This window comes from Reinekea sp. (genome assembly GCF_046710285.1).
Taxonomy (GTDB): Bacteria; Pseudomonadota; Gammaproteobacteria; order Pseudomonadales; family Natronospirillaceae; genus Reinekea.
Window position 1 is genome coordinate 86830 of the sequence record NZ_JBKEGY010000006.1, and the last position, 12997, is coordinate 99826.

Annotated in this window: 11 protein-coding genes; 4 read left to right on the forward strand and 7 right to left on the reverse strand. The window is 43.3% G+C overall.

All coding sequences use genetic code 11. From position 1 onward, the window contains the following. The first annotated feature begins 74 nt into the window (after positions 1–74). Positions 75–1622, forward strand: coding sequence for a Re/Si-specific NAD(P)(+) transhydrogenase subunit alpha (locus ACI882_RS06265; RefSeq protein ID WP_411744535.1), 1548 nt, complete (start codon positions 75–77; stop codon positions 1620–1622). Beyond that, positions 1622–3010, forward strand: coding sequence for a Re/Si-specific NAD(P)(+) transhydrogenase subunit beta (pntB, locus tag ACI882_RS06270; RefSeq protein WP_411744536.1), 1389 nt, complete (start codon positions 1622–1624; stop codon positions 3008–3010). Before ACI882_RS06265 ends, pntB begins: the two co-directional genes overlap by 1 nt. A gap of 82 nt (positions 3011–3092) precedes the next feature. On the opposite strand, the gene ACI882_RS06275 is transcribed toward pntB, so the two are convergent. The 6 genes from ACI882_RS06275 to ACI882_RS06300 all read right to left on the reverse strand — a co-directional run bounded on the left by ACI882_RS06275 (position 3093) and on the right by ACI882_RS06300 (position 10014). Then, on the reverse strand, positions 3093–4505 hold the full coding sequence (locus ACI882_RS06275; protein WP_411744537.1) for a hypothetical protein: 1413 nt from the start codon (positions 4503–4505) through the stop codon (positions 3093–3095). A 206-nt stretch (positions 4506–4711) separates the two neighbouring features. After that, entirely contained in the window at positions 4712–5041 is a 330-nt protein-coding gene (locus ACI882_RS06280) for a DMT family transporter (protein ID WP_411744538.1), read from the reverse strand. Positions 5042–5237: 196 nt separating this feature from the next. Then, entirely contained in the window at positions 5238–6092 is an 855-nt protein-coding gene (locus ACI882_RS06285; protein ID WP_411744539.1) for an ABC transporter permease, read from the reverse strand. A 5-nt stretch (positions 6093–6097) separates the two neighbouring features. Then, entirely contained in the window at positions 6098–7654 is a 1557-nt protein-coding gene (locus tag ACI882_RS06290) for an ABC transporter permease (RefSeq protein WP_411744540.1), read from the reverse strand. A gap of 65 nt (positions 7655–7719) precedes the next feature. Then, positions 7720–8814, reverse strand: a complete 1095-nt coding sequence (locus tag ACI882_RS06295) for an extracellular solute-binding protein (protein ID WP_411744541.1) — start codon at positions 8812–8814, stop codon at positions 7720–7722. 108 nt (positions 8815–8922) lie between these two features. Further along, on the reverse strand, positions 8923–10014 hold the full coding sequence (locus tag ACI882_RS06300) for an ABC transporter ATP-binding protein (RefSeq protein ID WP_411746699.1): 1092 nt from the start codon (positions 10012–10014) through the stop codon (positions 8923–8925). A 335-nt stretch (positions 10015–10349) separates the two neighbouring features. Here ACI882_RS06300 and ACI882_RS06305 point away from each other — a divergent pair, with 335 nt between their 5' ends. Both ACI882_RS06305 and ACI882_RS06310 read left to right on the forward strand, forming a co-directional pair. After that, a complete protein-coding gene (locus tag ACI882_RS06305; protein ID WP_411745461.1) occupies positions 10350–11729 on the forward strand; it encodes an FAD-binding oxidoreductase in 1380 nt (459 codons plus the stop codon). Between the two features lie 48 nt (positions 11730–11777). After that, positions 11778–12485, forward strand: coding sequence for a gamma-glutamylcyclotransferase (locus tag ACI882_RS06310; protein ID WP_411745462.1), 708 nt, complete (start codon positions 11778–11780; stop codon positions 12483–12485). 46 nt (positions 12486–12531) lie between these two features. On the opposite strand, the gene ACI882_RS06315 is transcribed toward ACI882_RS06310, so the two are convergent. Further along, positions 12532–12978, reverse strand: a complete 447-nt coding sequence (locus ACI882_RS06315) for an MbcA/ParS/Xre antitoxin family protein (protein ID WP_411745463.1) — start codon at positions 12976–12978, stop codon at positions 12532–12534. Between the last annotated feature and the right edge of the window lie 19 nt (positions 12979–12997).

Below are 12997 nucleotides of genomic sequence, written 5' to 3' on the forward strand. Positions count from 1 at the left end.
GGAATGCATTCTAACAGGGTTTACTATGATCTTGATTTAAGGTCTACATTACTATGGTTAGGAGAAATTACCCCATGCCGTTAATAATTGCTGTACCACGAGACAGTGCACCGGGCGAAGCCCGAGTACCCGTCAGCCCGGTCACAACTAAAAAGTTGGTCGATCTCGGCTTTAAAGTTGTTATTGAAACGAATGCTGGCAATGCGTCGTTATTCTCAGATGAAGACTATATAAGCGCCGGAGCAAGCATTGAAACAGATCCCAAAACGCTTCTAAACACTGCTAATGTAATCTTAAAAATAAATGCGCCTTCCCAAACAAGTGAGATAGATTCACTTAACCCTGGGCAAACTTGGATTTCATTCTTAGCACCTGCTCAAAATAATGAGTACTTAGAAGCATTCCAGAAAAATGGCGTCTCAGCCATAGCACTTGAATCTATCCCACGAATTTCACGCGCACAAAAAATGGATATTCTAAGCTCCATGGCCAACATTGCTGGGTATCGGGCAGTTGTTGAAGCAGCGACGAACTTTGGCCGATTCTTTACCGGTCAGGTCACAGCAGCAGGCAAAATCCCTCCTGCCAAAGTATTGGTAATTGGTGCGGGCGTTGCTGGATTAGCGGCAATAGGTGCAGCAAAGAGCATGGGGGCGATAGTTCGCGCTTTCGATACGCGACCAGAAGTAAAAGAACAAGTTGAATCAATGGGCGGCGCATTTTTAACCGTTGAAATTGAAGAAGATGGTTCTGGAACCGGTGGCTATGCCAAAGAGATGTCCAAAGAATTTATTGAAGCAGAAATGGCCTTGTTCATGGAGCAAGCTAAAGACGTCGACATTATTATCACCACGGCGCTTATACCTGGCCGCCCTGCTCCTAAGTTGATAACAGAAGAGATGGTAAAAGCCATGAAGCCCGGCTCCGTCGTGGTTGACCTTGCTGCACCCAATGGTGGTAACTGTGCTTGTACCGTTAAGGATGAAGTTGTTACGGCTCACGGTGTGAAAATTGTTGGCTATACCAACATGGCTTCTCGCGCGGCAAATCAATCGAGTATTCTACTTAGCAATAACGTATTCAGTTTAATAGAGCATTTAAGCCCTGAGAAAAACGGCGAAATTGTATTTGATTTAGAAGATGAAATTACTCGTGGTTGCACTGTTGTACACGACAAGGAAATCCTCTGGCCACCACCACCGCCAAAATTATCTGCGGCGCCAAAAACAGTTGAAAAGCCTGCTGAAGTTGTTGCACCCATTGTCAAAAAAGCCAAACCTGTTGCTCTTTATTGGGTTATTGCGGCCGCACTCATGTTTGGCTTAGGCAAAGTAGCCCCTGCTGATTTCATGGGTCATTTTACTGTCTTTGTATTATCTGTATTTATCGGTTGGCAAGTCGTTTGGAACGTCAGCCACTCTTTGCATACGCCATTAATGAGTGTCACTAACGCTATTTCAGGTATTGTCATTGTCGGTAGTCTGTTACAAATCACCTCGGAAGGCTCAACCATTGTCACTATTTTAGCAACGATCGGTATTTTGGTGACAAGTATCAACATTGCTGGCGGTTTTTATGTAACTCGTCGTATGCTCAATATGTTCCGTAAGGAGGGTCAATAATGACTGGTGTAATTTCAATGGCTTATTTACTGGCTGGCGTCTTTTTTATCTTATCGTTAAGCGGCTTAAGCTCGCAAGAAACCGCACGTCGTGGTAATTACTACGGCATGACCGGTATGGCAATAGCCATTTTAGCAACGATCGCTGCACCAGAAGTCTCTAACTACGGTTTACTTATTACAGCCATGGTTATTGGCGGGGCTATCGGTCTTTGGTTAGCCGTGCGAGTAGAAATGACGGCCATGCCGCAGTTAGTTGCCATGTTGCATAGCTTTGTTGGTTTAGCAGCTGTATTAATTGGCTGGGGCGGATACTTAGACCCTTCTATTCACCTTGAAGGTGCAGAAGCAGCAATCCACAACACTGAGCTCTATTTGGGTATATTCATTGGTGCAGTAACCTTAACAGGCTCCTGGGTGGCTTATGGCAAGCTTCAGGGCTCTATTCCCGGCAGCCCGATGACTTTACCATTTCGCCATGGACTCAATATAATTGCATTAGCCGCGTCTATTGTCATGTTGGTGTTGTTTGTCATGGACGCCCACAGCACAGCTTCACTTTACATGTTGATTGCAATGACTGTTATCGCTGGCTTGTTAGGTATTCACTTAGTTGCAGCCATTGGCGGTGCCGATATGCCTGTCGTTGTGTCTATGCTAAACAGCTATTCAGGCTGGGCTGCTGCTGCAACAGGCTTTATGCTCGGTAACGACCTACTCATTGTCACGGGTGCCTTAGTGGGCTCGAGTGGTGCAATTTTAAGTTACATCATGTGTAAAGCCATGAACCGCTCGTTTATCAGTGTAATTCTAGGTGGTTTTGGCAACGATGGTGGTGCGGCGGCCGATGACGACACTGAATACGGCGAAGCCGTTAGTGTTTCTCCAGAAGAAGCTGGCCAATGGCTTAAAGATGCTGAGCGCATTATCATTACTCCAGGTTTTGGTATGGCTGTGGCTCATGCGCAACAGGCGGTTGCTGAGCTGACTGACAAGCTTCGCAAACAAGGCAAAGAAGTTCGCTTTGCGATCCACCCTGTCGCAGGTCGCTTACCGGGCCACATGAACGTGCTGTTAGCCGAAGCAAACGTACCCTATGATTTAGTTTTAGAAATGGATGAAATCAATGCAGATTTTCCAAGTACCGATGTTGTTATGGTCATTGGTGCGAACGACATTGTGAATCCAGACGCCATTGAAAAGCCAAACTCTCCTATTGCAGGCATGCCTGTATTGGAGGTTTGGAAGGCCTCCAAAGTCATTGTACTTAAGCGCTCTATGGCAACAGGCTATGCTGGTGTTCAAAACCCACTGTTCTTTAAAGACAATAGCGCCATGTTATTTGGAGATGCGAAAGACAGCGTCCAAGCACTGGTTGCTAATACCTAGTGGCATGATTTAGACGCTAGAAGATTAAAATTCGAATAAAAAAATACCCGCAATAGCGGGTATTTTATCGACTAACTTTTAATTAGCCCCGATAACCGAACAACTTATGCTTAATGATCTCATCCGCCACACCTTCTGGTAACGCTTCTTGCCACTTGCCCTTACCTCGGCCAAGTTGCTGTAAAATATCTCTTGAGAATATGTCAAATAGCCTAGGGTCACTTGAATCAATGCCCTTAATAAAGCCATTTTCAACAAGATGCAGATATAAATACCTTAGATGCTGCGCTATATGTACATTGTCCATACTATTAAGCTCACCATCGTCTGCTTTTTCAGGGTAGACAAATAGACGAGTATTATCAGGAAATAACTTGCCGAAACCTTCTAAGATTCCACCTTCAACACCTTGGTAAAAATCTTCATTGAAAATTTGTTTAAGATTGATCATACCAACAACAATACCTATTTGTAGGTTCGTGAACTGCCGGAAGTAAGCTCGCAACGAGAAGTAGCGGGTGTAGTCTGAAATCATAACATTATAACCCAGCAGGTTTAGCAGCCTCACTCGTTCAATTAAGTCTTTTTCAGATACGTTCAGGTCCTTACCAAAAGGATCGTTTAAAGATATTTCCGCTATCAGAACCGTATTACTAGCGTCGACACCCTGCAACTCTGAGAATGCCTTTTGACCTTGCTCGATCATATCGACATTCAAGTTTGTGACTGGCTTAAATGATCCGCGTATGGTGAGTACATTCTTTTTATAGAGCATATCTGCAGGAACAGCCACCGAGCCATCTGGACGAAACATGACTGCTCGGGTTTTCCAACTGCGAATTAATTGGATATTTTGAGCGCAGTTATCCACATCTTCAAAGTATGGGCCCTGAAATTCAATCGAATCAATTTCAATACGATTCGATCTTAGGTTATCGGTTAGCGAATTAATAATTTTATTTGGGTTTTCAAAGTAATAGTAGGCGGCGTAGATCAAATTCACGCCCAAGATGCCTAAGGCTTGTTGTTGATCTTCAGCGTTATCATCGAACATCCGCACATGCACAACAATATTAGAGGGAATTGCCCCTGGGTACATTTGAATAGCTACGCCACACCAAGCATGACATTCATTATCTCGGTTAAAGCTCTTAGCAGCGACAGTTGCGGCGTAGCTAAAATAACGAGACCCTTTCGAACGTACGTTGCCGACTCGCTCTACGACTAATTCGAATTCTTGCTCCATCATTGCAAGTACGCGTTGCTTACTCACATAACGGCCGTTTTCTTGAACACCGTAAATAGCATCTGAAAATTTCATGTCATAGGCGGACATGGTTTTAGCAATGGTCCCTGCAGCTGCGCCGGCAACAAAAAAGTTTCGTGCAACTTCTTGGCCTGCACCAATTTCTACGATAGTACCGTACTTTTTCTCATCTAAATTTAAACGAAGTGCTTTGTCTTTTGTACTGCGCGAGCTAACTTGCTTATCCATACTGTATCCAACTAAATTAACTAATTTGATTGTAGATTTTTTGATTTTAAGCGAATTTAGCGCTTATGTCAGCTTTATAGCTATGATCACTGTTGTCCCATAAAAACCTCAGCCTTTAGTTAGGGTTTAGCGGCACATTGCTTGAAATTTCGATCGCTCAGGATGCCGCCCAGTAAACCCTTCCATGGGGGCTTGAATATTGCCTTTTAGTGGCTAACCGTTTTCGAAAAGACGTTAATGACAATAACGCCCGTTATAATTAGGAACATACCAATGACGGCCGCTAAATCTGGTATTTGTTTGTACAATACTGCACTTATTGATGCAATTAAAACAATGCCCATCCCCGCCCAAATGGCATAAGCAACACCAACAGGCACTGTTTTAAGGACTAAAGACAGAAAGTAAAATGCAATTGCATAGCCTATTGCACACATTGTACTTGGCACCGCGTGAGAGAAACCATCAGATGCTTTTAAAGCCAGCGTTGCAATAACTTCCGCACCAATCGCTACCGCCAGATACCAATACCCCATGCTTATTCCTCTATCAAATGCTTTTTATACATTGAAAACAGCCGCTATAACCGCCTGCTATCTAAAACGAGGGTATCTTAACTGACTACAGACTAAAACGCAGACTTCTAAACCAAAAAACTCACGCCAAGCATGAGTTTTTGTTGTTTTTTCTCTTATCCCGCAGCCAAAAGCCCGCAGCTCGTAGCCGTTCCAATCAACCCGGACTAAGTCCACGCAAACGCTCTGTACGACGACGTAACAATTCAACTACCGTCAATAACAAGATAGAAAGCGCAACTAATATGGTTGCGACCGCAAGAATCGTTGGACTAATTTGCTCACGTAAGCCAATAAACATTTGCCATGGCAATGTTTTCTGCGCAGAAGAGCCAACAAATAATACAACAACGACTTCATCGAACGAGGTGATAAACGCAAACAAGCCACCTGAAACAACGCCGGGCAGTATCAGCGGCATCTGTACCTTCCAAAAAGTAACCACTGGATTTGCGCCCAAGTTCGCTGCAGCACGGGTGAGAGAGTGGTCAAAGCCAACCAACGTTGCGGTGACTGTAATGATGACAAACGGAATACCTAAAACGGCATGCGCCAATACAACCCCCCAGTAGGTACCTTGGAGCCCAATTCGACTAAAGAAAAAGTACATACCTGCGGCAGAAATAACCAAAGGAACAATCATCGGAGAAATTAAAATCGCCATGATTAAACGTTTAAAAGGAACATGTGGTTGACTCAAACCAATGGCAGCCAATGTGCCAAAACTAACCGATATTAATGTAGCCATTGGCGCAATCCGAATTGAGTTCCATATTGCACTGGTCCAATCTTTATTGGTAAAAAAGTCTTGATAGTGCTTTAACGAATAGCCCGCTGGGTCTAACGCTAACATTTCTTTGGTAAAGGTAAAGAAGTCTTGAGCGTTAAAAGACAGCGGAATAATGACAATAATTGGCGCAATCAAAAAGAAAAATATGACACCGCAAATTACTCGAAAGCTGTAAAACCAGAGTCGCTCACCTGGTGAAGCATAAGATGGAAGTTTCATCATAATAGTTACCCTAGTTTCAAGTTGTCGATGCCGACGTATTTATCGTAAAGCCAATACAGCACCAACACGACGATTAATAAAATAGCGCCTAACGCCGAAGCTAAACCCCAGTTCAGAGAACTTGAAATATGATACGCAATACGATTTGAAATAAAGATACCTGTTGTACCGCCTACAATGGCCGGCGTAATGTAGTAACCAATCGACATAATAAAAACAAGTATCGAGCCAGCGCCGATACCGGGTACTGACTGAGGAAAGTAGACTTTCCAAAAAGCCGTCCAGTTGGTTGCGCCTAGAGATTTCGCCGCTCGAACATAGCTGATCGGAATTGTTCTCATGACTGAATACATGGGTAAAATCATAAAGGGTAATAAAATATGAGTCATGGCGATGATGGTACCCACTTGGTTATTCATCATAATCAACCTATTGGCATCATCAACTAACCCTACCCAGACTAACAAGTCGTTGATAACGCCTTGTTGTTGAAGCAATACTTTCCAAGCCGAGGTACGAACTAATAGCGAAGTCCAAAATGGCAATAACACCAGGATTAAGATCAGATTCGCTTTACGCATAGGCAAGTGAGATAGCAAATACGCTATCGGGTAGGACAATAAAATACAGGCGGCCATAATCGCCATAGAAAGAACCAGAGTTCTAACGAACAGTAACTTATAAACCTGTAAGTTTTCTGGTTGCGCTTCAATGCCATCGACAGTTTTGTGCATGTCTAATGCATTAAGGAAATAGCCATCGGTTAATGCTGGAGAGAAGCGTTTTAATGCGCCCCAAATTTCGATTGATGTCCAGTCTTTGTCTGCTGCTTGAAATTCATTGATAATATCAATTGTTGCGAAGTTTTCGACCGTAGCCACAGTGTCAGACCACCATGAGTATTGGGTGTTTAAAGTCTTCGCTTTTGGATTCGTTAAGTCTAAGTAAAGTGCGTAGTACACTAAATCTTCAGGCACTTCTTTGGTTACGTCTTTTTCATCGTGTAGTAATAGTGCTTGCCAATCTTTCCAGACAGATGCAGTTGTTGGCAGAGCGGTAGCAAAGCTCGTGTTTTGACTCAAGGTGAGCCAGAACGCAGGGCTTTCCCATTGTGAATTAAGGGCATTAAACTGGTCAGTAATCTCATCAGTGCTAAAGCGGCTTATGCTACGCCCTGTTTTTCGAAATAATGATGAAACACCTGTTTGCTGATAATTTAGACGCGAGCCTAAACGGGTATGTATTTTGTATTCAGCTGCAAAAAATAAATCAAAGTACAATGCATTAAAAACTTCTGTACTAGGAGCAATACCTGACTCTTCTTGCCAGTCAGATAACATGACAACGGTTCTTGGTAGTGTCTCTGAGACAATTTTATTATCGATTGAACGATACAGCATGTCGGCAATTGGCGCGATAAAGGTTAGGAGAACGAAAAGCAACAACGGTGATATAAGCATCAAGGCACGTAATTTTTGCCTACGTAGCGCGCGTTGCAAACTTTGCTCCAACGGGCGACCGTCGGCGGCAAGGGGTATTGTTGGCGTTTCTGTTTCAGTCATATCTATTATCACAAGGCAGGTTAAAAAATATAGGGCACGCTAAGGTGCCCTTTTGTATAGTGAACTTAGTTACGAACTAACCAAGCTTGGAATTTGGCATCGATATCATCGCGATAATCAGCCCAAAATTCATAGTTATACAAGAATGTATTTTTAGCATTGTTAGGATCGGTTGGCATATGTGGTGCCATGTCGATTCCTAACTCAGCATGCTTACTGACAAGCGGTGCTGAACTTAGACGCGCAGGACCATACGAAATATATTTAGCTTGATCTGCTAAACGCTGTGTATCTGTAGCAAAATATAAGTATTTCTTAACAGCTTCTAAGCGATCTGCAGGTAAACCGGCCGGGATAATCCACCCATCTAGGTCAAATACCTGAGCATCCCAAAGCATAGCAACTGGTTGGTTTTGCTCTTCGATAACTGAAAATAAGCGTCCGTTATAAGTCGAGCCCATAACAACTTCACCGTCAGCTAAAAGCTGTGGCGTATCAGCCCCAGCGGACCACCAAATAACCTCATCTTTAATGGTGGCCAGTTTAGCTAATGCCCGCTCTTGGCCTTTTGCTGTTTCTAGCACATCATAAACGTCGTCTTTATCAACGCCATCACACATCAGAGCCCATTCCATATTGTTAATTGGACGCTTTTCTAATGAACGCTTACCTGGGTAAGTTTTGGTATCGAATAACGCACAAATATCTGTAGGAGGTTTGCTACCAACAAGGTCGGTACGATAGCCAACCGTTGTGGAGTAAACAATTTGCGGGATATAGCACTCAGAGATTAACAAATCTCCAAAATCATCAGACGCCTTTGTACCGTCTGGTGCAGGTGCTAACACCTCATCGTGATCTAGCTCCATTGCTAAGCCTTCATCGCATAAACGCAAAGCGTCGGATGCCACAACGTCGACGAGATCCCACGTTACATTTCCGGCTTCGTTCATAGCACGTAGCTTTGCAACGGCTTCTGCTGAGCTTTCGTCGTTAATGATATTTATGTCTGGGTTTTTCGCCATATAAGGATCATGGTAAGCTTTTTGTTGAGAGTTTGAGTAAGCCCCACCCCATGAAACAATAGTTAAATCTTGTGCAATAGCTGCAGTCGCTGTAAATAAGGTTAAAGCGCCTGTCACCAATAGAGATTTTGACATTTCCATATATTCCTCACTTCAATTACCCCATCTTATTATTTACAACCGCTTCAATTGGGGTGTATGAAAGCGGATTATTCGAAACTTGTTTACGCGGATCTATTCTAATTATTTAGCATTTAGTGCTCGACAATCTTTAGCGGCCCAACCAATATTTACATCTTGGCCTACATGCACTCGCTGGCTTTCCGGCGAATTGGGGATCTTGGCAATAAATTGATCATCACCATGTACATTCATACGACAACGAATATGATCACCTAGATAAATGAGCTCGAGTACTTTAGCTTGAGTGATATTTTCTGTGGCTTGCTCTCCAATACGAATTCGTTCTGGGCGGATAGATAATAAAGTTCGAGAGCCCGCTTCTCCGCAATTGACCGCTAAAGCGCTGCTCTGCTCGCCACTGTCTAAAGTTACAATACTGCTATCACCATCCAGTTTATCTACACGGCCCATGAGACGGTTATTTTCACCAATAAACTGCGCCACAAACGAGTTTTGTGGTCGCTCATATAGCTCTTCTGGGGAGGCCAGTTGTTGAATTCTGCCATCATCGAATACCGCAACCCGGTCTGACATTGTTAGGGCTTCAGATTGGTCATGGGTGACATAAACCACGGTTACGCCTAACTGTTCATGCAGATGCTTAATTTCAAATTGCATGTGTTCACGCAACTGCTTATCTAAAGCACCTAGTGGCTCATCCATTAACACAAGTTCAGGTTCAAACACCAATGCACGTGCTAGAGCGATACGCTGTTGCTGCCCACCGGATAACTGTGCTGGGCGGCGATTAGCAAACTCGCCCATTTGGATCATTTCTAACGCGCGCTTTACTTTTTCATCGCGTTCAGATTTACCCATGTTGCGAACAGACAACGGAAACGCCAAATTTTCACCCACGGTCATATGAGGAAACAATGCATAGTTTTGAAAAACCATGCCTATGCCGCGCTTATAGGGAGGAATATTATTAATAGGTTGACCATCTAATAAGATGTCACCATGTGTTGCTGTTTCGAAACCCGCCAACATCATTAAGCAAGTTGTCTTACCAGATCCGGAGGGCCCTAGCATAGTGAGGAATTCGCCTTTAGCAATTTCCAAGTTCAAGTCTTTCACAACCAGATTTCGACCGTCATAGCTTTTTTGCACACGATCAAATACTACAAACCGATCATCGTTAGCACTTGTCACTGACTCACTCCTTGATAGTGTTTTTATTTGTTTTGTATTGTTTTACCCTAACCCTATAGTTTTTTGCTTTCAAGCCTAAAGATTATTTTTTTTCAATTAATCGAGAAAATGCTCTAAAACAGGGCAAATATCGAGTTTTATATAGACAAATGATCAAATATGAATCATTTATCAAGCAGTTCATTAGACCAACCTTACTGGATTAATTAGAGGCCTATACTTTAACTATAAGAAGCGTATAAATTCCTGCCTACTAAGACGAATTGTGCAATGATTCAAGCTACAGAAATATGCTAACGTTTCAATATTACCATCGAGACACATAAGGCAGAGATATGACCATTTTATCGAGTTTGGCAGATATCGTCGGGCAAACAAATGTATTAACGGGTGACGATGTTGTATCGCGCACGGTCGGCTGGTTTGACAACTCTCCAAGATGTGCAAAAGCCATTGTTCGGCCAAAAAGCACTAAGGAAGTCAGTAAAGTTATGGCCCTGTGCCACCAAAATCAAATCTCAATTGTCACCTTAGGTGGCGCGACCGGCTTTGTTGACGGCGCCACAAGCCAAGAAGATCAAATTGTTTTATCTATGGAAAGAATGACTGACATAGAATCAATTGATGTCGATAATCGAAGTATCATTGTACAGGCAGGTGTACCACTGCAAAAATTGCATGAATTCGCTCAAGAACATGACCTGCACTACCCTGTTGACCTTGGCTCCCGTGGCAGCTGCACCTTAGGTGGCATGGCCTCGACAAACGCAGGTGGTAATGAAGTATTGCGATACGGCATGAGTCGTGAGCAAATACTCGGCTTAGAGGTCGTCTTAGCTGATGGTCAGGTCGTCAGCAACTTAAGAGCATTACTTAAAAACAATACCGGCTACGATCTAAAACAGCTATTCATTGGCAGCGAAGGCACGCTAGGTATTGTCACTAAACTTGCGTTACGCCTAAGGCCATTGCATTCTAGTTTGTCTACCGCTCTAGTTGCGGTTGATAGCTTTAAAAAGGTGGTTACTTTATTACGCACCTTAGATCGAAATTTAGGCGGTAGGCTGTCAGCGTATGAAGTGATGTGGCAAGACCACTTTAAGTTTGTCATTGATGATGAACAGAAACATAAAGCCCCGCTTCCACTTGATCATGCTTTTTACGTCCTTGTTCAGGCAGCAAACTATCATGAATTAGAAGCTGAAATTTTCATGTCGTCTTTAGAGCAATGCATGGAAAACAAGTTAATTGCTGATGCAGCAATCGCATCCTCTAAAGCACAACAACAAGCACTATGGGCTATACGAGATGATATTGAATGCTTAACAGTAGGCCTAGCCCCATACATCGGCTATGACGTCAGCCTGCCAATTAATGCAATGGAGAGCTATATAGAATCTCTAAAAGGAAACATAAAGAAAAAGTGGGCAGATGCTAAAGTCATTGTTTTCGGCCATCTCGGCGACGGTAATTTACATCTATTTATTCACATTGGTCCAACCTTAAGCGCGGCTGACAAAGCCGAAGTAAATCGCTTAGTTTATGCACCGCTAAAATTTGTAGACGGCAGCATCTCAGCAGAGCATGGCATTGGCTTACAAAAGAAAGCTTACTTAAAATATAGTCGAACCGCAGCGGAAGTAGATTTAATGAGGCAGTTAAAAAATATGCTTGATCCAAATAAAACTTTGAATCCCGGCATTATTTTCGATTAAGAAAAAAACCAAGAGTAGAACCAAAATAACTAAAAGGATGGCAATAGCGTGGCGCATATAGATCGCGATGCAATTAAAAATGGCTTCTTTCAAAACATGGCCAAAGAAGCTCACGAAAAGGGACTAATAGAATTAACCTCAGCAGAAGCACGTGAACGATGCTGGCGCAAAATGTTAGCAACGAACCCAAACACTGATGGCAGCGTTTGGGTTTTTGCCTATGGCTCCTTACTTTGGAACCCTGCCTTCCACTTGGTAGATCAAACAGATGCTAAACTCTATGGCTATCATCGAGATTTCTGCTTACGTACTTATATTGGTCGCGGCAGTGAAGAGCAGCCTGGCTTAGTTTTAGGTTTAGAAGCAGGTGGCCATTGCCAAGGGCGGGCATTAAGGGTTGACCCTTGCTGTATTGAAGAGGAGATTGATTTACTTTGGTCTCGCGAGATGCTCTCCAGCGCTTATCAACCACATTGGTTAACGATAACAACCGATAAAGAACAACCTATTTTTGCAATCGCCTTTGTCATGGATCGCCAAAGCCGCCAATACGCAGGTGCATTAAGCTTCGCAGAACGTTGCCATGACTTAGCGCACGGTAAAGGCGCCTTAGGCAGTGCCGCTGACTACCTATTTGAAACGGTTTCAGCTTTAAATACGATGGGTATCGAGGATAGTTTACTAAATCGATATAAAGACAAAGTAAATAGAATTACTGCACAGACAACCGAGTCTAATGATGCTGAGGGCAGTTAAAGAAGCGCACCGAATTGGCATACACTTCTCTGTTTTAAGTTAGCCTTTAACTCTTGGAATGCTCTCGCAATGCCCTAGCCACTGCTGTCCGGCCTTCTGCTTCGACCATTAGAATTTTAGGAATCTGCCCACCCAATGATTCTTGGGGCTTGCTTAACCAAGCGTGAGCTAAGTCGGCATCGCCAAATTCCAGACACGCTTTTACCACCAGCTTAGTAATATCATCGACCACGCCAAGCATAGGCGGCTCTTCTGACATATCCATCGATACAAGTTCAGCACTCGGAACCGCTGAAATAACCTGCTGTTTCGCAAATTCGAGTAAATCTGCGGCATGCTGTCCTTCACGCATAAAATGGACACTGAATTCACCGCCATTATAGGCTTGCGATTCAACTTGAAAATCGCTACCAGATATCTGACTGGCTACTTCTTGAACATTAATAGGCTGGTGTTCGGCCATTCTAAAGGTCAAGGTGAAATGATGTCTCATAGGAACCCTAAATAAAAAA